This is a genomic window from Vibrio sp. MM46, from assembly GCF_027587135.1.
In the GTDB taxonomy this organism is placed as follows: Bacteria; Pseudomonadota; Gammaproteobacteria; order Enterobacterales; family Vibrionaceae; genus Vibrio; species Vibrio harveyi.
This window is the reverse complement of sequence record NZ_JAPPTO010000002.1, coordinates 203,921-228,931: the sequence shown is the minus strand read 5'-3', so window position 1 is coordinate 228,931 and position 25,011 is coordinate 203,921. Positions and strand designations below refer to the sequence as shown.

At 46.0% G+C, this 25,011-nt stretch carries 18 protein-coding genes and 1 pseudogene; 11 read left to right on the top strand and 8 right to left on the bottom strand.

Annotated elements, in window-relative coordinates:
- The first annotated feature begins 185 nt into the window (after nucleotides 1-185).
- From OH459_RS03030 to OH459_RS03015, 4 genes and pseudogenes are all read left to right on the top strand, one after another.
- Nucleotides 186-905, top strand: coding sequence for a FadR/GntR family transcriptional regulator (locus tag OH459_RS03030; protein WP_005450857.1), 720 nt, complete (start codon nucleotides 186-188; stop codon nucleotides 903-905).
- A 177-nt stretch (nucleotides 906-1,082) separates the two neighbouring features.
- Nucleotides 1,083-2,945: a putative nucleotidyltransferase substrate binding domain-containing protein gene (locus OH459_RS03025; protein WP_005450858.1), complete on the top strand. Its 1,863-nt coding sequence runs from the start codon at nucleotides 1,083-1,085 to the stop codon at nucleotides 2,943-2,945.
- The gene (locus OH459_RS03020; protein WP_269985414.1) at nucleotides 2,945-3,661 is read left to right on the top strand and encodes a 3'-5' exonuclease; all 717 of its coding nucleotides are present in this window, start codon (nucleotides 2,945-2,947) and stop codon (nucleotides 3,659-3,661) included. Before OH459_RS03025 ends, OH459_RS03020 begins: the two co-directional genes overlap by 1 nt.
- 18 nt (nucleotides 3,662-3,679) lie before the next feature.
- Nucleotides 3,680-3,826: pseudogene (locus OH459_RS03015) on the top strand (DMT family transporter); the annotation flags it as partial.
- 149 nt (nucleotides 3,827-3,975) lie between these two features.
- Here the strand turns inward: OH459_RS03015 and OH459_RS03010 are convergent.
- Both OH459_RS03010 and OH459_RS03005 read right to left on the bottom strand, forming a co-directional pair.
- Nucleotides 3,976-4,692: an oligogalacturonate-specific porin KdgM family protein gene (locus OH459_RS03010; RefSeq protein WP_029789095.1), complete on the bottom strand. Its 717-nt coding sequence runs from the start codon at nucleotides 4,690-4,692 to the stop codon at nucleotides 3,976-3,978.
- Between the two features lie 69 nt (nucleotides 4,693-4,761).
- Nucleotides 4,762-6,021: an alginate lyase family protein gene (locus OH459_RS03005; protein ID WP_005450861.1), complete on the bottom strand. Its 1,260-nt coding sequence runs from the start codon at nucleotides 6,019-6,021 to the stop codon at nucleotides 4,762-4,764.
- 1,429 nt (nucleotides 6,022-7,450) lie between these two features.
- Between OH459_RS03005 and OH459_RS03000 the strand changes: the two genes are divergently transcribed.
- From OH459_RS03000 to OH459_RS02985, 4 genes are all read left to right on the top strand, one after another.
- Entirely contained in the window at nucleotides 7,451-9,229 is a 1,779-nt protein-coding gene (locus tag OH459_RS03000; protein ID WP_269985409.1) for a sodium:solute symporter family protein, read from the top strand.
- 65 nt (nucleotides 9,230-9,294) lie between these two features.
- On the top strand, nucleotides 9,295-10,911 hold the full coding sequence (locus tag OH459_RS02995; protein ID WP_005450863.1) for a polysaccharide lyase 6 family protein: 1,617 nt from the start codon (nucleotides 9,295-9,297) through the stop codon (nucleotides 10,909-10,911).
- 179 nt (nucleotides 10,912-11,090) lie between these two features.
- Complete coding sequence (locus OH459_RS02990; RefSeq protein ID WP_269985404.1) at nucleotides 11,091-12,047, top strand: AEC family transporter; 957 nt, start codon at nucleotides 11,091-11,093, stop codon at nucleotides 12,045-12,047.
- Between the two features lie 87 nt (nucleotides 12,048-12,134).
- Nucleotides 12,135-12,944: a fumarylacetoacetate hydrolase family protein gene (locus OH459_RS02985; RefSeq protein WP_114092858.1), complete on the top strand. Its 810-nt coding sequence runs from the start codon at nucleotides 12,135-12,137 to the stop codon at nucleotides 12,942-12,944.
- Between the two features lie 64 nt (nucleotides 12,945-13,008).
- On the opposite strand, the gene OH459_RS02980 is transcribed toward OH459_RS02985, so the two are convergent.
- The 3 genes from OH459_RS02980 to OH459_RS02970 form a co-directional block, all read right to left on the bottom strand.
- On the bottom strand, nucleotides 13,009-13,710 hold the full coding sequence (locus OH459_RS02980; protein WP_269985400.1) for a DUF1028 domain-containing protein: 702 nt from the start codon (nucleotides 13,708-13,710) through the stop codon (nucleotides 13,009-13,011).
- 22 nt (nucleotides 13,711-13,732) lie between these two features.
- Nucleotides 13,733-15,124 (bottom strand): YfcC family protein, encoded by a 1,392-nt coding sequence (locus OH459_RS02975; protein ID WP_009698222.1) that lies wholly within the window; start codon nucleotides 15,122-15,124, stop codon nucleotides 13,733-13,735.
- Between the two features lie 133 nt (nucleotides 15,125-15,257).
- Nucleotides 15,258-16,505: a M20 family metallo-hydrolase gene (locus OH459_RS02970; protein ID WP_269985397.1), complete on the bottom strand. Its 1,248-nt coding sequence runs from the start codon at nucleotides 16,503-16,505 to the stop codon at nucleotides 15,258-15,260.
- Between the two features lie 238 nt (nucleotides 16,506-16,743).
- Between OH459_RS02970 and OH459_RS02965 the strand changes: the two genes are divergently transcribed.
- Nucleotides 16,744-17,490, top strand: coding sequence for a FadR/GntR family transcriptional regulator (locus OH459_RS02965; RefSeq protein ID WP_269985395.1), 747 nt, complete (start codon nucleotides 16,744-16,746; stop codon nucleotides 17,488-17,490).
- A 28-nt stretch (nucleotides 17,491-17,518) separates the two neighbouring features.
- Here the strand turns inward: OH459_RS02965 and OH459_RS02960 are convergent, their stop codons facing one another.
- The 3 genes from OH459_RS02960 to OH459_RS02950 form a co-directional block, all read right to left on the bottom strand.
- Nucleotides 17,519-17,971 (bottom strand): MarR family winged helix-turn-helix transcriptional regulator, encoded by a 453-nt coding sequence (locus OH459_RS02960; protein WP_005446725.1) that lies wholly within the window; start codon nucleotides 17,969-17,971, stop codon nucleotides 17,519-17,521.
- Between the two features lie 1,168 nt (nucleotides 17,972-19,139).
- Entirely contained in the window at nucleotides 19,140-22,301 is a 3,162-nt protein-coding gene (locus tag OH459_RS02955) for an efflux RND transporter permease subunit (RefSeq protein WP_269985391.1), read from the bottom strand.
- Between the two features lie 2 nt (nucleotides 22,302-22,303).
- Nucleotides 22,304-23,440: an efflux RND transporter periplasmic adaptor subunit gene (locus OH459_RS02950; RefSeq protein ID WP_017188234.1), complete on the bottom strand. Its 1,137-nt coding sequence runs from the start codon at nucleotides 23,438-23,440 to the stop codon at nucleotides 22,304-22,306.
- A 498-nt stretch (nucleotides 23,441-23,938) separates the two neighbouring features.
- On the opposite strand from OH459_RS02950, the gene OH459_RS02945 reads away from it, so the two are divergent.
- Nucleotides 23,939-24,583, top strand: a complete 645-nt coding sequence (locus OH459_RS02945) for a winged helix-turn-helix domain-containing protein (protein WP_172580504.1) — start codon at nucleotides 23,939-23,941, stop codon at nucleotides 24,581-24,583.
- A 43-nt stretch (nucleotides 24,584-24,626) separates the two neighbouring features.
- On the top strand, nucleotides 24,627-24,959 hold the full coding sequence (locus OH459_RS02940; protein ID WP_227742632.1) for a hypothetical protein: 333 nt from the start codon (nucleotides 24,627-24,629) through the stop codon (nucleotides 24,957-24,959).
- Nucleotides 24,960-25,011 lie beyond the last annotated feature (52 nt).

Here is a 25,011-nt window from a genome sequence, read left to right as displayed (position 1 = left end):
ACAAGTTGATAGCGTTCAAAACGATTGAGAGAATAGGCTGAAGTCAACGCAAACATTGATTGTGCCTGCTGCAAAGAAAGGTTCTGTGACCCCTCTTATATTACGTTAACATCCGCTTGGTACAGGGGGGTAGGAGTGCTATAGTACGGCTTAAATAATACATATTTAGCAATTAAGTGAAGATTATGTCTGGCGAATTTCATTCTATCTCAGGCTCGAAGCGAAGCCTTCATGTGCAAGTTGCACGTGAAATCGCTCGTGGCATTTTGTCTGGTAAGCTCCCTCAAGGTTCTATCCTACCCGGTGAAATGGTTCTTTGTGAGCAATTTGGCATTAGCCGCACCGCATTACGTGAAGCAGTAAAATTGCTGACGTCGAAGGGTCTGTTAGAGTCTCGTCCTAAAGTTGGTACGCGTGTTATCAACCGCGCTTACTGGAACTTTTTGGATCCTCAATTAATTGAATGGATGGACGGACTTGCTGACACTGACCAATTCTGTAGTCAGTTCCTAGGTTTACGCCGAGCTATCGAACCGGAAGCCTGTGCACTCGCAGCTATCCACGCGACAGCAGAGCAACGAATTGAATTATCGGAAACTTTCCAACAAATGGTTGAAGTGGCAGAAGCCGAAGAATTTGACCAAGCACGTTGGATGGAAGTCGATACCCGTTTCCACAGCCTAATCTTCAATGCGACAGGTAACGATTTCTACCTCCCGTTTGGCAATATTCTGACGACCATGTTCGTGAACTTCATTGCCCACTCTTCGGAAGAAGGTAGCACATGTATCAAAGAACACCGCCAAATTTACGATGCAATCATGGCAGGTAACCCGGATAAGGCTCGCCAAGCTTCGGCAAACCACCTACTCGATTCAAAGCACCGCCTGACCGCAGTCAACTAAAGCACTTTCTAGATCTGACATTAAAAAGCACGCCCTAGCGCGTGCTTTTTTGTCTACTCTTTCCTTCTTATCCTCTCAGAATCCCTTCGACCTTCACAAAAATTTTCCTAATCAATGACACTTTGCATGATTTTGGATATATAATAATACAAATAAAATTATCTAATGTGCCGTGTTATGACTGAATCTCTGCTGCCAAACATCTTGCAATTTATTGGGCAAATCGACCCATTCGACAAAATTCCAAAACCGGCTTTGCGTGAACTCGCATCGCACGTGCAGATTACTTACCTTGGCAAAGGTGAAGTCATTGACCAATGCGTGACTGGGCAAGAGAAATCACTCTATATCATCCGCACAGGCTCCATGGAACAAAGAAAGTCTGATGGTGTGCTGCGCGCGAAACTGGGTCCTGAAGACATTTTCGGTTTTACTTTTCTTGGTAGCCAAATAGACAGCAATAAGGGCTATCGAGCCATCGCTATTGAGAACTCGCTGGTGTACGTAATTCCTAATTCTGCTCTCAAAAAATTGTTTGAAGCGCACCCTGAATGTGCGGAGCATTTTGCTTCACAGGCACAGGTTCGTTTGAAATCAGCACTGGATGTCGTTTGGTCCAACAAAGAGAAAGGTTTGTTCATTCGCCGAGTTGGTGAAGTCGCCAGTGGTCGCGTTGCTGTAGTGACAGCCGACCAGTCGATTCAAGCCGTTGCCAACGAAATGCTAACTAAGTGCTCGCCTTGTGCCGTGGTTTATGAGAATGACAAAATCGTCGGTTTAATTACCGACCGCGATATGACCAAGCGTGTTATCGCGCAAGGGGTAAGTACCGACAGCCCTATTTCAGAGGTCATGACGCACGATCCACAGACCATCAAACCGGATGACCTAGTTTTACACGCTGCATCTATGATGATGCAACACAATATCCGCAATCTACCGCTGGTCGAGAGCAATAAGGTCGTAGGTGTTCTTACTACGACGCACCTTGTACAAAATCACCGCGTACAAGCGATCTTCTTAATCGAAAAAATCAAATATGCGGGCAGCGTAAAATCACTGTCGAGCTTCACACCAGAGCGCCAAGCTATCTTTGAAGCTCTGGTTGATGGGCACGTTTCACCGGAAGTCATCGGTAAAGTGATGACGATGATCATGGACGCTTACACGCGCCGCTTGATTCAAATCGCGATTGATAAACTTGGACCTCCACCATGTAAGTTCTCATGGATTGTGGCAGGTTCGCACGCTCGCAACGAAGTCCATATGCTGTCGGATCAAGACAGTGCGATTGTCCTTGCTGACCACGCGACGGAGAATGACCGAATTTACTTCAAGCATCTTGCTATGATCGTCAGTAACGGCCTTGCGAGTTGTGATTATCCTTTGTGTCCTGGCAAATTTATGGCCGCAACGCCAAAGTGGTGCCAACCTTTGAGTGTCTGGAAGAAGTACTACAAGAAATGGGTTGCCAACCCAGAGTACGAACGTTTACTGAACATCAGTGTGTTCTTGGAAATTCGTACCCTTTATGGCAATAAAGATTACGAAAGTATCTTGCGAGATGAACTGCACACCAACATTCGCAGTAACCGTGAATTCCTTTCCATGCTGGTGAATGATGCGGTAAACACGAACCCTCCGCTTGGCATCTTCAACAGTTTAGTCTTGGAGAAATCCGGCGAGAATAAGAAGACGCTAGACGTGAAAAAGTACGCCATCAACCTAATCATTGATTTGGCGCGCATTTACGGTTTAGCAGTTGAGTGTGATTTAACCGCGACCGACGAGCGTTTCAAAGCCGCCAATGAAGCGGGTGTATTGAGTGAAGATGCGTACAAGAACATCCTGAACGCGTACCAGTTCATCTTGTCGTTCCGTTTTGGTCATCAGTTAGAGGCGCTTAAACGCGGTGAAGAGCCAAATAACCACATCGACCCAAACACGTTCGGTAGCTTTGAACGCCAACACCTGAAAGACGCCTTCCGTATTATTGCAGATTTGCAAGAAGCCGCGAAAGTGCGCTTTGGGAGCCGTTAATGAAGCGGATCTTAGACCACTTTCATCCTTGCTCACGCCTGAATCGAAAGCGTGAGCAATACGCGAAGCAAACAACAATGCCAGAGCACATCAAAGCGTTGGTTCAAACGCCATATTTGGACGCCACGCAATTCGCTCAGGATGCCAGCTATATTGTATTGGATTTGGAAACGACAGGATTAGACAGCGAAGAAGATTTGATTTTATCAATCGGCTGGGTCGACATTGTTCATGGCAAAGTAGATCTTGCCACTAGTCGGCACATGTATATTAATAGCGATTCACAAATCAAGCCAGAAACTGCCGTGATCAACCATATTACGCCGCAAATGCTGTCTGAAGGCGTTTCTATCCATGATGCAATGCGTGCATTCTTCTGCGCAGCCAAAGGCAAGATTTTAGTCGCTCACGCTTGTGTCGTCGAAACTCAGTTCATCAATCAGTATCTTCACCGCGTATTTAAACTCAGCGAGCCGCCCTTGGTTTGGCTCGACACTATGTGCATTGAAAAACACTTACAGAAAGCAATCAATCCTCGTGACGAAATTGATGTCACCCTATCAGGCACTCGCGCTCGTTATGGCTTGCCTGAGTACAACGGACATAATGCGTTAGCGGACGCGGTCGCGACAGCAGAGTTGTTGTTGGCACAAAAAACTCGAATTACACCTCAAGGAAAAACTACCATCGGTACCCTTTATCGATTGAGTCTCTAGCTCACTATACATTCGAATATGAAAAAATCTGACGTATCTAGCGCCAGCTTCCTTTTGGTGGCGGCGTACTTGGTTGCGTCTCTTTCGAACGTGTCACTCAAAATGCTCAATGGCGAAGTTCCCACTTTTCAATACGTCTTTATTCGCCAGTTAATCCGACAAGTTACCAATCTAAGTGGATTAAACATCGATCATGCAGACGTTTTTAGGTTCATGTTGATATGCTCTTGTACTGTAATCATGCGAAAGCCATACAAAAATAGCCCGCTTCGGGGCGGGCTATTGGAAAGACTCTAAATTTGTATTCGCTTGGATTAGAAGCTGTACGTGACACCAACACGGCTACGTAGCTGGCGCGATGAGCTGTCATCACAAGAGCTGTTACACTGAACGTTACCGAACTCAACGTATGGACGCCAATCCCAACCTTTCTCTTTGTAACCCACTTTTAGGTTGTAATCCCACTCGTATTTACCGTCACGGTTGCCAAGCTTCCACTCATCACTGAAGAAATCTTCTTTGTAGTTCGCTTCAAAGCCAAATTGCCATGCGTTCCAGTTGTAATCGATATTACCTGTGATCTTGCCTGCGTTTAGTGAGTCATGTTGCTGACCATCTAAGCCCGTTGAAGTTTTACCCGATGCGTAGTTGCGGAATTCGTGGCGGTAGCGAAGCTTCGTTGTGATACCAGAATCGAATTTGTATTGAACGCGAACCTGAGGTTTGTATGTCACGGCTTCGTCACCAAACGTAATTGGCATCGAAGTAGTAATACGCCAGTGGTCATCCAATTTGAAGTGGTAACCATATTCAAACTCACTGTCACCGCGCTGAAGTTCACTTAGGTTGCCTGTGTGCTTCATTTCAACGCCGTAGTAATGATTGCCAGTGCTACCACTGATCTTAATACGACCTGCCCATTGTTCTGAATCGTGTTTGTATTCTTCACGGAAGTCTAGTGATGCGGCTGAAATACTGCCTGCAAAAAGGGTGGTCGCGATCGCTAAAGCAATTTGTTTTTTAGATGTCATAGTAGTGTTCCACTGTAGATAAATAGTTTTTCAAAGTGGCGACGCATTACACGCCGCCCTTCTAGGGTTTTATTGTTTTGGGTAAAGCAATTCGATATCGCGCTGAGCCCAAACTTCTGCCAAATTCTTCTTCACTGTGAATTGGCTAAAGTCGGTTTCTGTTGCCAGTTTCACCCATTCAGGTTTCTCCATCGCCACACCTGCTTTTAGGTAAATTGGTGTCATGCGTTCTACTCGGCGTGGATTGTCTTTTGCGGTGTATGGCCAGTCAGACGCTGGATCTTGATAAGTCGCCATTAGCTGAATGCCTTGTGCTAACGAGCCACCTTTCTTGTTTTGGTAGTGCCAGAGGTCGATGCCCACTTTGTCACCGATTTGAGCGATGCCGACCAATGGATCTAAGCTGAAGTAGTGGTAGTGGTAAGCACGAGTGCGTTCGATTTCATGAGGTTGAGAACCGTCTTTTTCAAACTGAGTGTCTACACGCATCTTGCCCTTTTGAACCATCTGTTTTGCTAGAGGCTCATTACCTAAGAAGTAAGCAATACTCGCGACTTGGAAGTCATACCAAGTGCCGTGGTTGTTCGCCGCTGCCGCTTCACCTTTCGGACCACCTGATAAGTCATCAACAATCAACCAATCTAAGTACTCGCCGTACCATTGTGTGATTTGCTGTTCGTCTTTATCCGTCCAAGCTGGAGAAAGCGATAGGATGGCAATGGAATCCAGCATGCGATCTGCCAGCGTACGTGTATCAATGATGCCGCCACGACGTCCTTCTGCTCGTCCAGGAACACCCTGCCCGTAATTCACGTTCGGGTTCATCTTGGTTTCGTCATTCATAAACCAAGTGCGAACATACTCAATACCTTGGTTTGCGTATTTCTCGTCTTGACTGAAGTAATAAGCCAATGCAAGTGCACGAACAGAGCGCGTGAAATGACCTATGCGTTTAGAATCTGTTTCCGCCGTTTTCGAAGCAGGGTTAGTTTTGCCATCATGGCGGACCCAAGGAAGACCATCTTCTTTGGATTCATCTGGCCACCAGTAAGGGCTGATACTCATGTAATCGTTTTTGCTACCGCTTGGTGGAGTCATGCCTTTCGCGGTAACCGTGAACGGGCCATCTTTCATTGCCAGTTCTGCTTCTTCAATCAGACGATCGTACGCGTCTTTCATTGAATCGCTCGCTTTATCTGACTGTAAAACAGCGCGATTTTGTTCAAGCGTTGCTTCATCAAGAAACACAAAGTCTGCAGCAAGAGTGTTAGCACTGAAAAGAATGGTGCTGAGGCAGGTTGCTAGATGTAGAGGTCGTAGGGATTTCATTATTATCGGCCTTTTATCTTGAGTTAAAATACTACAAATATAGTACCTAGCCGATGTTGAGCGATCTGTGAATTAGATCTAATTGTATGATTTATCCACATTATAAAGCTTTATTACAACTTCCACTTAATTAAATAAACTATTGATATTAAATATATTAAGGCTGTTTCACTGCTTTTAATTGTCTTAATATTTAGGGCAAAAGTGTGCTCTACCGCATATTTTTACACCAACTTAGTTTACCTTTATTTGTCATACAATATAATCATTTAGAGATTTTGAGACACAGCACATAAAGTTACTGTTGACGTGTGCTTTTCGTCATGATCTTTCCTACATAGAGTCAAATTACAGGTTAAGCATCCTTGGTTTTTAGAGATGAAATGAAGAGGGCTCGACGCAACAGAAGCGAAGATCACTTGTGTAAGGCTGAGACATAAGTAGATAGAAAGGTGAGCAAGCAGCAGAAATAGCCAATAGAGGCAAAGCAAAGCGAGCAGGATGGATTCACCCGGTGAAAATTTCAACATTGAAGAATACTGTTTTGTCATCCCTACTCACTTTTGCTCAAGTTTTAATGGTCCTGAGCAGCTTGTTGTTACTCCCTACCGTTGTCGTCCTCATCGGACTTAAGTGGGTGTAGAGATTGTTCTTTTTGTCGCCACGCCCCATCTCGACCGGCGACCAGCGACCAGCGACCAGCGACCAGTTTAGGCTTGCTATTGACGGACAATAAGCCAATGAAAACGCTTTATTCGTCAGTAATCATTAATTAAGTGGAGAAAGTTAAGCGGAGATCGTTAATACCAATCGGCATAAGTAAAGCGCCGAGATCGATCAGACGAGGATGATGACTTGTGTCGATTGGTATAGTTGCTCCCATATCATAACAACACTTTACAGAGCCTAGCTTTGTTGAACTTTGCAATGATTGTCGAAGATCTTACAGCGTAACGTGCTTAGCAGCGATGAGAGATATACCCCTCGAGTATCTTTCAGCTACATCCAGAACCGCGTTTCACTGTTCTATTGCAATCCAACAGAGCCATTGGCTCAGACGGTATCAATACCGTTTTTCGCCCACGCATTACAGGCATGTCGTGGGCGTTTTTTTATCTGAAATAGTCATACAAATATAATGATACTTCCTACCTTCTTACACCGTTATACCCTTTGATATCTAAACCTAGAAATCCCACTGAACGTACCTCGTACACATCCAATTTATTGATAGATTAATGTGATGTTGTAGTGGTTTTCCTTTCCCTTTTTGAGTGCAATGTCAATATTCGATCACGATCACTTGTATGATTATTGAAATAACCCATTCCGGATCATTCGTCACGATTTTGAGTTATTGTACTACAAATAAACAGACTGATAGTTAGTATTACCTCAAGACATTAAATAACTATCAAAAGGTCTAAAGATGGAACTCAATACCCTTATTGTAGGCATCTACTTTCTATTCTTAATTGCAATAGGTTGGATGTTCAGAACGTTTACCAGTACCACCAGTGACTACTTCCGAGGCGGCGGCAGCATGCTTTGGTGGATGGTAGGTGCAACCGCATTTATGACGCAGTTCAGTGCATGGACGTTTACTGGCGCAGCTGGTAAAGCCTATGCTGATGGCTTTGCGGTGGCCGTCATCTTCTTAGCTAACGCATTCGGTTACCTAATGAACTACCTCTACTTTGCGCCTAAGTTCCGTCAGCTACGCGTCGTGACGGTTATAGAGGCAATTCGTATGCGTTTCGGCAAGTTCAACGAGCAAGTGTTTACTTGGTCTGGCATGCCAAACAGCGTAATCTCAGCAGGTATCTGGTTGAATGGTCTGGCAATCATCGCGTCGGGCATATTCGGCTTCGATATGACCACCACAATCATTGTGACAGGTCTTGTTGTACTTGTAATGTCGGTAACGGGCGGCTCTTGGGCGGTTATCGCTTCTGACTTCATGCAGATGGTCATCATTATGGCAGTAACGGTAACCTGTGCGGTTGTGGCGATCGTTCAAGGCGGTGGCGTTACAGAGATCATCAATAATTTCCCTGTAGAAGAAGGCGCATCATTTGTTTCAGGTAACAACCTGAATTACGTAAGCATCTTCGGTATTTGGGCATTCTTTATCTTCTTTAAGCAGTTCAGTATCACCAACAACATGCTGAACTCTTACCGCTACCTTGCAGCAAAAGACTCTAAGAACGCGAAAAAAGCAGCTCTATTGGCTTGTTTATTAATGACAATGGGTCCACTCATTTGGTTCATGCCTTCTTGGTTCATTGCAGGTCAAGGTATTGACCTAGCAGCACAATACCCAGATGCAGGTTCTAAAGCTGGTGACTTCGCGTACCTTTACTTCGTACAAGAGTACATGCCAGCAGGTATGGTGGGTCTACTGATTGCCGCCATGTTTGCAGCGACCATGTCTTCTATGGACTCTGGTCTAAACCGCAACTCAGGCATCTTCGTTAAGAACTTCTACGAGCCAATCCTTCGCCCTCAAGCAACAGAAAAAGAGCTTGTGGTGGTATCTAAGCTGACCTCGACGTTCTTTGGTGTCGCCATCATCTTGGTTGCTCTGTTCATCAACTCACTGAAGGGGCTAAGCCTGTTCGACACCATGATGTATGTGGGCGCGTTAATCGGCTTCCCAATGACCATCCCTGCGTTCTGCGGCTTCTTTATTAAGAAAACGCCAGACTGGGCTGGCTGGGGTACGCTAGTCATGGGTGGTATCGTTTCTTACTTTGTTGGCTTCGTCATCACAGCAGACATGGTTCAAAACTGGTTTAACCTAGAGCCGTTAACAGGTCGCGAATGGTCTGACTTGAAAGTTGCTATCGGTCTGATCGCTCACCTAGTCTTCACCGCTGGCTTCTTCATGATGTCGACATTGTTCTACAAGCCGCTTTCAGAAGAACGTCAAAAGAACGTAGACAAATTCTTCGAAAACCTAGCGACACCACTTGTATCTGAGTCTACAGAACAGAAGAAACTGGATAACAAACAACGCCGCATGCTTGGCTCACTGATTGCAGTCGCAGGTGTTGGCGTGATGACCATGTTCGTTCTGCCTAACCCAATGTGGGGACGCCTAATCTTCGTCTTCTGTGGTGTGATTGTTCTTGCTGTTGGTCTACTGCTTGTAAAAGCGGTTGACGACAAAGTAGAGCAAGCTTCAGAAACGGTTACAGAAAGCTAGATTCATCCCTTCTCTAATTAAGCGGTCGTCTTCCGACCGCTTTCTACTTAAAAAAGATCATGACTATGAAAAAAACAATGCTTGCTGGCGTGGTTGCCGCGTCCATTTCTGCCCTAACCCTAGTAGGTTGTAACACTTCACCTTCTCAAACCACGGAAGCCGCGGCTCCCGCTGTTGTTGAAACCGCAGTGAATGACATCACTCGCGATTACTTGCTTGCTACGGATCGCTTAAACACAGTGGATGGCAGCGCACTTCAAGCGCAATCCGCAGACACCGTGCAAGCATTGAAACAACAAATGGAGAATGCCGCAGACGGTACAACAATTACGATTCCTGCGGGTAAATACGCGGATCTTGATATCGTCACGGTAAAAGCCAACGACATTACCATCAAGGCGGAGCAACCTGGCAGCGTTTGGCTAACGGGTTTGGCTCAGCTTCGCCTTGAAGGTAACAACATCACTGTCGACGGTTTGGTGTTTACCAAAGGCGGTCCTGCTGAACGTTTCGGTGGTGTGCGTATGATGGGTAACAACAACACTTTACAAAACTCTACGTTCTACTACTTCAACCACGCTTACGAATACCAACCGGACGAACGTCGCTCGGAATACCCGAAATACTTGTGGGTTTCACTTTGGGGTAAAGATGGCAAGGTGATCAATAACCGTTTTGAAGGTAAGCAAAAGCGCGGCACTTTGATTGGTGTACAAAAAGATGACACACCAGATAACCACCTTATTGCTAACAACATTTTCTTGGACCAAAAGCCAAATCAGTTCAATGAATTCGACATCAAAGATGCGATTCGTTACAACGGTAACAGCTGGGAAGCAATTCGAATCGGCGATTCAAAATCGTCTCAATGGGCGTCAAACTCTAAGTTCACCAATAACCTGCTGATTGATATGGATGGTGAACGCGAGCTGATTTCGATTAAGTCAGGTGGCAATGAAATCTCTGGCAATACTATCTTTGAAAGTGCGTCTCTGATTTCTCTTCGTCACGGTAAAGCGAACGTAGTGAAAGACAACGTGATTCTAGGTAACGAAAAACTGCTTACTGGCGGTATGCGTATTTACGATGAAGACCACGTGATCGAGAACAACTACATCACTGGCACGCGTGGCCGTGATGGCAAAATTGAAGGCAATGCGGATCTACGTGGCGGCATCGTAATCAATACGGGCATCATTGATGTGGCAAACGGCGAGAAGCTCGACCAAGCAGTAAAAGGCAAAGAGCTCAACAAGCAATGGACACCAAAGAACATCACCATTCGTAACAACACCCTTGTAGATACGGAATGGGGCATTGTCTACGGCAACCAAACGCATCGTGTAAGCTTGTTCAACAACAGTGAAGTGAAAAACATTTTCGCTGGCGTAGATGTTCACTTCGATAGCAACGTGGTTGATAACCATCAGCAAAAGCAATTCGTCAGTGTACGTGCGACAGAAGAGTTACCGCTGGTGAATCCGACCTACAACAACGAGGTGTACGTCGGCACAGTGACTAACGCAGAGCAAATCGCTTCTTACTCGGTAGAACTACCAAAAAGCGAGCAAGCAAAAGGCTTTACGCAATACCAAGGCGTTGGTGCGGATACGAGCAAACTGTCTGTAGTAACGGCAGAAACAGCGGGTCCTGATTACCTCCTTGCAAATACCCAAAAGTAATTCTGCTTTAGAGTTTGCTTCCAGTCTGGTGATACAAGCCAGACTGGTTTCCCTCTCCTTTCACCAGTAACCCCACAATAACTGAAGAAAATTTCACCACCCTACTGTCTCCCAAGATTGAGTTGTGGTTTAATTGTATGACAATTATAAAACTCTTTTCTTTTGCTGCGGATACACTCATGGATGCTGTTTTACATCAGTTGCAATTCTCGTTATCGATCACTGGTCCCATCTGCTTAATGCTGGTTTTGGGCGTTGTCTTCAAACGCATAGGACTTATCAACGACAACTTTATCGAAATCGGCTCTAAACTGGTGTTTCAGGTCACGCTGCCTGCGATGTTGTTCTTAAGTATCGTCGTCTCCGAGCACGATTTCTCCGCGGCTAGCGGCTTCGTCAATTACGGTATTGTTGCCAGCATCGCGTTTTTCATTTTCACCTATGTTTCCGTCAAGCTGTTCTTCAAATCGTCACCCGATCAAGGCGTTTTAATCCAAGGTGGCTTTCGCGCCAATACGGGCATCATCGGCATTGCGTATGTGGCGAATGCTTACGGTTCACAAGGTGTGGCGCTGGCTGCACTTTATGTTGCGGTAACCACCTTTATCTATAACGTACAAGCGGTAATTTGTTTGTCTCCAAAAGGCGCAACGTCTGGATCTCAAGCCGCCAAAATGATGGTGAGAACCTTAACGCGCAATCCGCTGATCATCGCGATCGTCTCTGGCATGGTGTTCTACCTTCTGTCGATTCCTGTTCCAGATGTAGCGATTGATGCTGGTAACTACCTATCGAAGATGACGCTTCCCCTCGCCCTCTTGTGTACCGGTGGCTCACTCGATTTAAGTTTGATGAAGAAAGATAAAGGGCCGTCTTGGTTTGCCAGCAGCTACAAACTGGTCGTCGCCCCTATCGTGATTACCACAGGTGCATATTTAGTTGGCTTTCGAGGGATTGAGCTTGGTATTTTGTTCTTTATGAACGCTTCTCCCGTTGCGGCGGCAAGTTATGTCATGGCACGCTCTATGGGAGGTAATTCTGTCTTAGCGGCAAACATCATCGCTTTAACGACCGTACTCTCAACAATTACCTGTACATTGGGTATCGTCATTCTTAAGAGTTACAACCTAATTTAATCGGGACATAACCCCAAGTAGGAGAGTTCGGCATACGCTTCCCAGCAATTAACCGATATAATGCGCTAAAAAATAAGGATTTCTATAATGAAACTCATCGCATTATGTTTGGGCGTGTGTTTAAGTGTGGTCAGCCTAACGGCAAATGCAGCTTCAACGACTTATGTTCGCTATCAACACCTCGGGAAAATCAGTTACGGCAAGTTAGTAGAAGACTCAATCTATCCTCTTAAAGGGGATATTTTCTCCGATTCATCACTCTCACCTCGTCAAGTTTCCGTTGATGATGTCAGTCTGCTGCTTCCGACTAAGCCAGAAAAAGTGTTCATCGTTCAAGCGAAAAAACAAGCAGATAAGGCGAAGAAAAGTGATTATCAGTTTTTCTTTAAACTGCCTTCAGCGTTAATTTCTACCGGCGCTCCAATCCAAGTACCATCTGATGCCGATAACATCGAGTATTCAAGCTCCCTCGTGGTCGTGATAGGAAAGCAAAGTAAGAACATCGATACCAAGCAAGCATCAGCCGTTATATTTGGACTCACCGTTGGGGGCGATCTTACGGAAACAAACTGGCTGCAGCATGATGCCCATTCGCTAAGAGCAAAAAGCGCAGACGGTTTTGCCCCAATTGCGAATGAGATCGTTCGCGGACTCGATTTCACCCAGATTCATGTTTCTTCGCAAATCAACGGTAAAGCCATTAACAATGACGCCTTTGCTGAAATTACCTATTCTCCAGCAGAAATCGTGAGTGAACTCAGTCAGTATTTCACACTCAAACCAGGCGATTTAATTTACATCGACTTACCAACTCACACAGTTGAAGTGAAAGATAACGATGTCATTTCTGTTTCACTCAATGGCATCATTAAAGTTGAAAACAAAATTATGTTTTAACCAATACAAAAAAGCCGAACTGCAGTCACTGTTCGGCTTTTTATTTTGCGCGACATGAATCCTCTTACTGATTCGGCACGCCATTAAGAAACTCTTGAAAGCTCGGCGCTCGTACTCGGCTCAGTACCTTCCTCATGTCTTCCATCAAGCTGTCATCAGACCAATCGACACGAATATCGATCGGCGCATGATTATAACTTTCTATACGAAGAGAGGCAGAATAGGTACCGCGCTTATCCCCTCCCGCTTCCAATGCGGCTTCTAGTGCAGAAATAAGCACTTCTGCTAGCGTTGCCTCATAGTTATCACGATATTGCGGTTTGCCCCCGGCTCTCACTTGCTCAGCATTGAGCACAGTCTGAGCTAGGAACGAATCTGCAAACGCCTCAATAACCGCATCACTTTCAAGCATGTTTCCGGCAACCGCCAAATCTTGAAGTGCTATAGAGCCGACGTACGCGATGTTCTCTTCGCCGTTTATAAACGCGGTATAGCCATGTTTGTCCATTACCATACATTGGCGCTTGGCGAATTCCGCATCACCTTCTTTCAAACGGTCAATCACCTCATGACAAGACAGTCCTTGAGATAACCATCGCTTGGCATTGTCTGCATACCAAGGATTGGTAAACAAACCTTGAGTTGCACAGGCGCCAATTCCACGCCAACTGTGGTTCACATAACCACCAACGGCAACGCCGCCAGTGGCTGTGATGGAAGCCGATAATCCCGTTTCAGGATTAACATGAATAAGTGAAATCGTCATAGATTCTCGATATAAAAAGACGTTAGTAGCCGACCATTTGTCCAATAAACAGCGCCAACCAACACAAGGCGTAAACAAATACCATGAATGGCATAATTGCCTTTAGCCACTGCTCGTAAGAGACGCGACCCAGCGCCAACATGGCTAGCGTACCACCAGAAGTCGGTACAATAAGGTTGGTAAGACCATCACCAACTTGGAATGCAGTGATCATAAGCTGACGGCTCATGCCAGTAAGATCTGCAACAGGAATTAGGATCGGCATGGTCACCATCGCTTGACCAGAACCCGATGGCACAAATAGGTTGATCACACCTTGCACCACACTTGCGACAATCGCAGAGATAGCAATCGGCATATCTTGGATAAGTGAGCTTAGCGCGTTAACGATGGTATCGATGATTTGCGCCTGGTCGAGAATGATTTGAATCGACGCCGCAACACCAATCACCAATGCACCTGCGGTTACGCCCGATGCACCTTCCATCATTTGCTTCACGATGCCATTCGCACTTAAACCGTTCACCGCACCGATCACAATTGCCATTAATAAGAACAGACCTGCGATCTCGTTGATGTACCAACCGTTAGCAAATACGCCGTAAAGCATCACACCAAGACCAGCTAGGAATACGCCTAGCGTAAGTTTGTCTTTCTTCTCTAGGTGGTATTCCGATAAATCTTTGCTTAAGCCTTCTGCTGAATCTGGCTCTTTAAACTCCATCTTCGCCACACGAGTACAGATGTAATAAGACAGCAATGCAAGAGAGGAAATTACCATCGCTGCACGCAACCAAGCGCCCGAGAAAGTAGGCAGTTCAGCAATACCTTGAGCCACACCTACGGTATAAGGGTTGATTGGTGACAGTGCAAAGCCTACACCGATACCGCCCACTGCCATTACCGTACCGACAAGGCTGGAGTAACCAACCGCAGCAGAAATCAGAACCGCAACCGGAACGAGTGCGATGTTGTTCTCAAAGCCTACCGCCACGCCAAAGAAACCGTAGATAAAGGTGCCGATTGTGATGATAAGATTACGGTTCTTCACGCCAGCTTTGTTTACCGCCACACCAATCGCGTTCTCAAGCGCACCAGTGCGTTGCAAGATGTGGAACAAACCACCAGCAATGAATACGATGAACAAGTAAGGTGCCGCGCTGATCAAACCTTTCGGAATCGCGACAAAAATGTCAAAGAAATGCACCGCAGGCACATCACTCAGATAAGCAAATGAGTTTGGGACAACGGTAGTACGACCGTCCACCACAACACGTGAGAACTCCCCGGCAGGCACAACAAAAGTCAGTAGATACGTTGCCACCAAAATCATAAAGATCAGGACCATTGGGTCCGGCATACTCTTGTACCAAGCCTTCTTCTCTGTTGTCTCCATCTTTTTTGTCATATCCATAACAAAATCTCTCCTTAGTATAGGAATGAAAACCCATTGGTATGAGCCTTCACGTTCACAAGCTAAAACCAAGTCTTGGTTTTGAAAGTAAAAAAGAGGATGAACCCCCACCCTCTCTTGTGTTATTTCGCTTTTATTGGTGTTTCATCAGCATGCAGAAATGGTTCAGAACCTCGACTGCTGCTACTAGGTCTTGTTGTAAAATCGCTTCATCAGGATGATGGCTAACCCCGCCCGTACAACGCATAAACAACATCGCAATATCCGTCAGCTCACACACAGCCAGACCATCATGACCCGCGCCACTGAATAGATGTTTGGTGTCAATATTGGATAGTGCGATCGCTTGAGTAAGTGCCGAAGAAAGTGAATCAGAACAGGTGACAGCAGCTTGCTCATAAGTTTGTTCGTGGTGATACGCGAGGTTGTACTGCGCCATCAAGGTTTGAATGTTCTCCAGCATTTCTTTTCGTGCGGCAATGCGAGAGGCATCATTTGGAGAGCGCAGTTCGATAGTGATGTCCGTCTGCTGAGGAATCACATTCACACCATTTGGGAAGTTGGCGATTTTACCTACGACGCCCACTAGGTCGTCTTCACGTTTGCACAGTTGGTCAAACATATGAATGACCTGAGCTGCCCCAACTAGCGCATCTTGACGCATGTCCATTGGCACTGTGCCTGCGTGTCCGGCTTTGCCAACAATCGACAAAGTATGACGCTCAATCCCAGTGATGGCAGTAACCACACCGACCGGCAAGTTCGCTTGTTCAAGCTGTGGCTCTTGCTCAATATGCAGTTCCACAAAGCCCAACACCTTTTCTTTGTCGTAAGCGTCTTTTTCGATCTGATCTGGATGACAACCAAACGACGTTAACGCTTCACGCATGGTCACACCGTGGGCATCTCGCGCATCCAGCACACTTGGGTCAAACGTCCCAGATATCGCTTTTGAGCCAAGTAGTGTCGATTGGAATCGAGTTCCCTCTTCATCGCTAAAGGCAATCACATCAATATTGAATGGGAATTCGAATTTCTGTTGATGAAAATAGTGAATCAACGCAACTGGTAGAATCACACCCAAGATGCCATCGTATTTACCACCATTTGGCACCGTGTCTTGGTGAGAGCCAAAAATCAGCGTCTGGGCATTTGGATTTGGGCTGTGATAGCGACCAATAAGATTTGCAGCATTGTCCATGCGCACTTCCATACCAGACAGCAGCATCCACTCACGTAGTTTTTCATTCGCTTTTGCGTGCTCTTCACTGGCACATAAGCGAGTAACACCTTCGCTATCTGGGTCTTGGGTTTGGCTGCATTGAGCAATATCTTCCAACCACTCCCACGCTAGGCTGGCAGTTTCTACAAATTTTTCCATCTTGAATCGCTCTTTTTCTAACCATGTTTATTTTTAATTTATCATGATAAATATCAAATGAAAGACATTTATCATGATAAATAGACTTTTTTGTGAGAGTGATTCGATCGATAATCGGATGGTTTCATAATCAACAACCCGTACTGTTTCCAAAAAAAGAAACGTAGAAAACAGGTGACATCCTTTGAATTTCCTTCAGAATTCAATAGATACCGCGAGAAAAACCAGCGAGGATAATGTGGCAAGCAGCGCAAAAGGACGTAGAACTCAACAATTAGCCGAATCGATCAAAGCATGGATTGTCGATCAAGCTTTACAACCCGGCGATCGTCTCCCAAGCGAAATTGACGTGATGGAAACTTTTGATGCGTCAAAAAGCACAGTACGTGAAAGTATGCGTATCTTAGAGGCTCAAGGTATTCTCTCGACCAAGACTGGACCAAAAGGCGGTGTGTTTGTTAGCGAAATGAGTGAGAACAAAGCTCAGGCACTACTGAGTAACTACCTGTTCTTCAAAGACGTTTCAATTTCTGATCTGTACCAGATCCGCTTATCTCTGGAACCAGAGATCGCAGCATCATTGGCGGGCACATTGACCGATGAGCAACTTGCTCGTCTCGATCAGCAGATCGATAAGTACCAGACGCCACCGGAAGATGTGTATCAAGAGCGCAAACACCATATTGCATCGATTGAGTTTCACAGCCTCTTAGCGAGCTATTCTGGCAACGAGCTGCTGAAGTTTGTGGTTCGCTTTACTGCGCAAATGCTTACCGAGCTAACGATTTATCGCAAACTGTATGAACCGGGCAACCACAAGCTGTGGCAAACGGGTGTGCACAGCCAACGTGCACTGGTTGAAGCATTGCGTAAAAGTGACGCATCAAAAGCCAAGCAAGTGATGGAACAACACATGCTGACCGCGCATCAATTGATGAAGAAACAAGAAGCTGAAGTGGCGAACCGTTTTCTCACAGAAAGCTAATTGGCTCGCCATCGTTTGAAATGCTGAATTAAGCGTGATTGGCTAAGGTCATTTTACGCACCAAACGGAAGAATTCATCGGATTCTTCTTCCGTCAGGCAAGAGAAGAAATCTTGTTTGAGGTTAGTCATGATGCGGTGCACTTTGCGTACCGCTTCTACCCCTTCTTTTGTGAGTGTTAGAATCTTTAATCTCTGATTGGTTTCGCTCTTAGAGACTTGTACAAAGCCACGCTTTTCTAAGTTGTCCACCATGCGTTTTGCGACACTTCGCTCTGTTAGTACCGCATCCGCCAATTCTTGTTGACTCATCGGTTGAAACTCTTCCAACGCGGCCAAGGCACTCGCCATTTCCAACGTCATCAAGTTCTGACGCGATAGCTCTGCTTGTGCACGATTACGGAATGTTCGGTGCATCACACCACACACAAACATTGGGCTTTGATCCAACACGGATATCGGAGAAATCTTCTGATCTTTCATATTGCCTGTTCTACTTTCGGCTTTGTTTTCAATTGGATAATCTGGTGCTTGCAAGAGATTCCCGACTGCGCTCCTTCGTCGCTTTCGGGAATGACGAGAAACATAACCGAGAGAGCAACACCCCGTCATTCCGACGAGCCTACGCGAGATCAAGAATCTAATTGCCACACGCTCTCACTCAATATTTCACATCAAGTCACAGCACTCGGTGAGCAGATTCTGAATCATGCTCGTCCCTCGCTGTTCAGAATGACGAGAAACATAACCCAGAGAGCAACACCCCGTCATTCCGACGAGCCTACGCGAGATCAAGAATCTAATTGCCGCACGCTCCCACTCAATATTTCACGTAAAGCAACAGCACTCGGTGAGCAGATTCTGAATCACGCTCGTCCCTCGCTGTCCAGAATGACGAGAAACATAACCGAGAGAGCAACATCCCGTCATTCCGACGAGCCTAGGCGAGATCAGGAATCTAATTGCCGCACGCTCTTGGCTCAATATTTCTCATCAAGCCACAGCACTCGGTGAGCAGATTCTGAATCACGCTCGTCCCTCGCTGTTCAGAATGACGAGAAACATAACCGAGAGAGCAACACCCCGTCATTCCGACGAGCCTAGGCGAGATCAGGAATCTAACTGCCACACGCTCTCACTCAATATTTCACATCAAGCCACAATACTCGGTGAGCAGATTCTGAATCACGCTCGTCCCTCGCTGTTCAGAATGACGAGAAACATAACCGAGAGAGCAACACCCCGTCATTCCGACGAGCCTAAGCGAGATCAGGAATCTAATTGCCACACGCTCTTGGCTCAATATTTCTCATCAAGCCACAATACTCGGTAAGCAGATTATGAATCACGCTCGTCCCTCGCTGTTCAGAATGACGAGAAACATAACCGAGAGAGCAACACCCCGTCATTCCGACGAGCCTAAGCGAGATCAGGAATCTAACTCCCACACGCTCTTGGCTCAATATTTCTCATCAAGCCACAATACTCGGTGAGCAGATTATGAATCACGCTCGTCCCTCGCTGTTCAGAATGACGTAAAAATTAAACCTCAAACCCAAACTATCCAATTGAATCCAAAAATAAAGGACGCCGAAGCGCCCTTTTCTTGTACTTATTAGCAATAGTATAACTTAGTCTTTAGCGCTAAGTCCTACTCTTGGCTTGCCGTTGGTTGTGAAGTAGATTCCACTTGCTCTTTTTGAGCCTCTTTTCTTGCGCGGCGGTCGAACAAACGCTCAACCACAACGAAGAACACAGGCACGAAGAAAATACCAAGCAAGGTCGCACTTACCATACCACCAAGTACACCCGTACCTACCGCGTTTTGACCCGCAGAGCCTACGCCCGCACTGATCGCTAGCGGCACTACACCCAGACCAAACGCAAGCGAGGTCATGATGATAGGACGGAGACGAACACGTACCGCGTGCAGCGTTGCTTCAATCAAGCCCGCGCCTTTCTCGTAGTATTCCTTCGCAAATTCAACGATAAGAATCGCGTTCTTCGTTGCCAGACCGACAGTGGTCAACAAACTAACTTGGAAGAATACGTCGTTATCCATACCGCGAGTCATTACTGCAAGTACCGCACCTAGCACACCTAAAGGTACAACAAGCACAACCGCGAATGGTACTGACCAGCTCTCGTACAGTGCAGCTAGTACAAGGAAGACAACCAGAATCGACAGTGCGTAAAGCATTGGTGCTTGGTTACCTGATAGACGTTCCTCGTAAGAGATACCGTTCCAGTTCACCGTAAAGCCAGGAGGCAGTTTTTCTACCATGGCTTCGATTTCTGCCATCGCTTCACCAGTACTTACGCCCGGAGCCGCGCCGCCTTGGATGTTCATCGCAGGTAGACCGTTAAAGCGTTGCAATAGCGGAGAACCGTAAGTCCACTCGCCCGTTGCGAATGCCGAGAACGGTACCATCTCACCCTGTGAGTTACGCACGTACCATGAGTCGAAATCTTTCGGCTGCATGCGGTGCTCAGCATCACTCTGAACCATAACCTTCTTCACGCGTCCGCGGTCGATGTAATCGTTGATGTACGCACCACCCCATGCCGAAGCTAGGATTTGGTTTACATCGTTAATGCTCACGTCAAGCGCACGCAGTTTTACGTGGTCGATATGCACTTGGTACATCGGCGCATCTGCCTGACCATTTGGACGCACGCCTACCAGTTTTGGGCTTTGTGCTGCCATACCTAGGATTTGGTATTGAGCTGCCACAAGCGCTTCATGACCGTTACCGGTTGAGTCTTGTAGGTAGAAGTCGAAACCGGTCGCGTTACCCAACTCTTGAATCGCCGGTGGCGCAAATGCAAACACCATTGCTTCTTTAATGGTTGAGAAGTACCCCATCGCACGACCTGTTAGCGAAGCCGCATCCGAACCTGGAGCTTCACGCTCTGACCAATCTTTCAGACCGATAAACGCCATACCCATGTTCTGACCTTGACCTGCGAAGCTGAAGCCCGCAACCGAGAAGACAGATTTAACATTGTCTTTCTCTTCTTCAAGGAAGTAGTTACGGACTTTTTCTAGTGTCTTTTCAGTCTGCTCTTGAGTCGAGTTCGGTGGCAAGATTGCCATTGAGAACACGGTACCTTGGTCTTCATCCGGTAGAAACGATGTCGGAAGGTTCATGAACAACCAACCTGCGCCCGCACTCATTGCCGCGAATACCAACAGCATACGACCGGTGCGTTTTAGCATTTTCGCTACGCCCGCTTCGTAACCCGCCGTTGCCGCATCAAACTTACGGTTGAACCAGCCGAAAAAGCCTTTCTTATCCGAAAATTCTGCATCGCCTTTCTTCAGTAAGCTCGCACAAAGTGCCGGAGTAAGAATGATCGCCACCAACACCGATAGCGTCATCGCCGCTACGATGGTGATAGAGAACTGACGGTAGATAACACCAGTTGAGCCAGACATGAACGCCATCGGTACGAATACCGCAGACAGCGTCAAACCAACACCCACTAGAGCGCCAGTGATCTGCCCCATTGACTTCTTCGTCGCTTCTTTTGGATCGAGACCGTCTTCGTGCATTACACGTTCCACGTTCTCTACCACAACGATCGCATCATCCACCAGCAAGCCGATTGCCAGAACCATCGCAAACATGGTTAAGGTATTAACACTAAAGCCTGTCGCGTAAAGGATCGCAAACGTACCCAGCAATACCACCGGAACCGCAATCGTTGGGATGATCGTCGCACGGAAGTTCTGCAAGAACAGGTACATGATCAAGAATACCAACACGATCGCTTCAAGCAGTGTCTTGATTACTTCTTTGATCGACGCATCAACGAATGGTGTTGTCTCAAACGGGTAAGCGATCTTCAAGCCATCAGGGAAAGTCGCACTTAGCTGACCAAGACGTTCTTTTACTGCTTCTGCCGTTTCTAGCGCGTTCGCACCAGTACCAAGCGAGATGCCAAGACCTGCTGCCGGGAAGCCGTTGTACTGACCTTTGATATCGTAGCTTTCTGCACCGCGCTCAACACGTGCCACGTCTTTCAGGTAAACGTTCGAGCCGTTCGCTTCTGATTTCAGAATGATGTTTCTGAATTCAGCCACGCTGGTTAAACGGCTTGCTGAAGAAATGGTTGCGTTAAGCAACTGACCTTTTTGCGCAGGCGCTGCACCCAACTGACCAGAAGAAACCTGTGCGTTCTGTTCACGAATAGCGTTCGCGACGTCGATTGCAGTAAGGTTGAACTGAGTCAGTTTGAATGGGTCTAGCCAAACACGCATTGCGTATTGAGAACCAAACGCTTGCACTTGACCTACGCCCGTTACACGGCTGATCGGATCTTGAATATTGGTAACAACAAAGTCACCGATGTCGTTTTCTGTAAAGTCCGGGTCTTCAGAGTAAACCGCCACAACCATCAAGAATGAGGTGTTAGATTTGTTTACAACGATACCTTGGCTTTGTACTTCCATCGGAAGTGATGTCATCGCCAATTGCAGTTTGTTCTGCACCTGAACTTGCGCGATATCTGGATCGGCTTCGCTATCAAAGGTCAGCGTGATGGTGGCATTACCAAACGCATCACTGCTTGAGTTTAGATAACGCAGGTAGTCCAGACCCGTCATGTTTTGCTCGATAACCTGAGTTACTGAGTCTTCTACGGTTTTCGCAGAAGCACCAGGGTAACGAGCACTGATTGAGATCGTGGTCGGTGAAATCGTTGGATATTGAGAAACTGGCAAGTTGAACAAAGACATTACGCCCGCCAACATAGTCAGAATCGCAAGTACCCAAGCAAATACCGGACGATCGATAAAGAATCGTGCCATGATTAAGCCTGCTCACCTGATTGAATAGTTACTGGATTACCCGGTTGGATCATCTGTAGACCGGTTGTGATGACTTTATCACCCACTTTCAGACCGTCAGTAATACGCCACTGGTTACCAATAGACTCCGCCGTTGTTACCGGAGTTATTGTTACCTTGTTGTCCGCACCCACTGTCATTACTGAGGCTTTGCCCGTTGCGTCACGCGTAACTGTGTTCTGCGGGATAAGAATCGCCACTGGGTCCACTCCTACTGTTACCGTTGCGCGCACAAACATACCCGGTAGCAATAAGCCATCTGGGTTCGCGAATTCTGCACGTAGCGTTACGCTGCCAGTACTTTCATCTACATTCACTTCGGTAAACTTCATAATACCTTTATGCGCATACGTCGAACCGTCTTCAAGCGTTAGTGTTACTTGAGCGGATTCGTCTTTTTGCAAGTGACCTTGTGACATCGCTGCTTTCAAACGGAGTAACTGAGCAGAAGATTGCACGATATCAACATTGATTGGGTCTAGCTGTTGGATAGTCGTTAGCGTCGCCGCTTGGTTTGCCGTTACTAGCGCACCCGCCGTTACGTTAGACTTGCTGATCACACCGCTGATTGGCGCTTTCACTTGTGCGTAAGAAAGATTGATCTTCGCTGTGTTGATCTTCGCTTTCGCTACCAACACTTGCGCTTTCGCTTCTTTGTACGCGGCTTCTGCTTCATCGAGATCTTGTTGGCTGATCGATTTCTTCGTAATCAACGCGCGGTAACGACGAACTGTTGAGTACGTCGATTCTTCCGAAGCTTGAGCACGGATCAATTCCGCTTCTGCACTTAATAGGTCTGCTTGGAACGTAGAATCGTCGATCTGGTAAAGCGATTGACCTTTCTCAACCACACCACCCTCTTCAAAATTGCGCTCAGAAATAATACCCGTGACCTGTGGGCGAACTTCTGCCTCTTTAAACGCTCGGCTACGACCAGGCAATTCTACCGTTAACGCTTGGCGAACCGGTTCAACCGTCATTACCGTCACTTCTGGTGTCGGCGCTGGACCACCTTGTGCTTGTCCTTCTTGGCTCTGTTCACACCCGACCAATAATAGGCTCGACGCAATCAAGAGCGATAGCGTGGTTCTACGTGTCATGAAAATTCTCTCTTCCTAACTAAAAAACGTGACTCAATAAAAAGTCAGCAAATATTAGTCGGGATGATAATTACTCAATGTTGTACATACAACAAAATTTACCGCTCTTTACGATAGACAAAAATGTTTGTTCTAAAGCTGTTATTGATCTCTCAATTTGAGCGCTTTTCTATTGGAAAAATAAATTTTCTGTGAGCAATTGAAATTGGATTTTTCTTAATAAAAACAGGAGAAAAGAGTAGACAAAACCAGAGAATTCGTGACAAAGAAAGTCAACGAAAAATCATATTGGAGAGAAATTAATATAAGCAGAACATAAACTGAAATGATAACAAAGTGGCATTGTATTTCATTTACACCTGATTAACATTGAATCATAAGCTGAACATTTACGCTTCGCTTTGCGTAATTATTTTTCAAATATAGACGTTGATTTCCTTCTTCATTTCCCTATAATCCGCTCCCCTAAAACAGCCTGAAATACGAAATAAGTTGGTTATGAAAAACAACAATAGAATAGTATTAGGGAAATTCACATGGGACAGGACGACTCACAATTTACAGCCCTCCCTTTTGAGTGGCAGAACAAAAGAGCAAGGCACCGTTAAGCTCACCAACAAGCAAAAAGCATTATTGAACTGCTTAGTTGACGCGCACCCAAGCACGATCAGTAATAAAGAGATTATTCAGCAGGTTTGGGGCTATGAGCACATATCTCAAGAGAGTTTGCCTCAGTTAATCAATCGCACTCGACGAACGCTTGAAGACAATGATAAGAAAATTCTCATCAACATTCCTGGTGTTGGCTATTCATTAAACTTCGATGTTACTGAGGACGAAGAACTTACTTCTGAACAACACATCGAGCCCAAGCATGACGTGCTTCCAATACTGGGTATGAAGGCTGCTCATCACCAAAACCTAAAGTCGTGGCGGATTCTGTTTACAGCCTTGTTAATTGTAACCATGTTTAATTTATGGAATACCGCCAGCGCACTTTATTACAAACATGATTTCGAAAAAGTACTTAGCGCCGCGCCATACCCAGAAGCCCAACGTTCAGATGATGGCACAATAACCGTAACAATTGATAACCATGAATGTATTTATCACAAAGATGAACTCTTACTTGAATGCCAATAAATATAAGGCATTAGCACTAGTGATCGTGTTAAATGGAGTTCTATTGCTAATTGCACATCAATCAAAAGTACAGTTGTTCGGCAAAGTAGAAGCATCAGGCTATCGTTGGACAACCTACACCAAGTTGTATAAAAACCGCATGGATTCCCAAATTCATTACTCTACGCTTGATTCTGCGGAAGACAGCTACCAGTTTATGGAATATCACTACGAGTATTCCAAATCAAAAGGGAAGGATTACATTGTAGTAGGTGATGACAAACCAGTAAGCGTGCGATACAACCGTGTTTATTACATCGATGACCAATGCAATATCTTTTTCTCCGGCAGAGCCAAAAGAACGCTATCAAACATGTCTTTCCGCTGTTCATATTAATCCAATCAGCATCCAGTAATGTTTATAAAAAAGGCATCTTTGCTAATCAAGA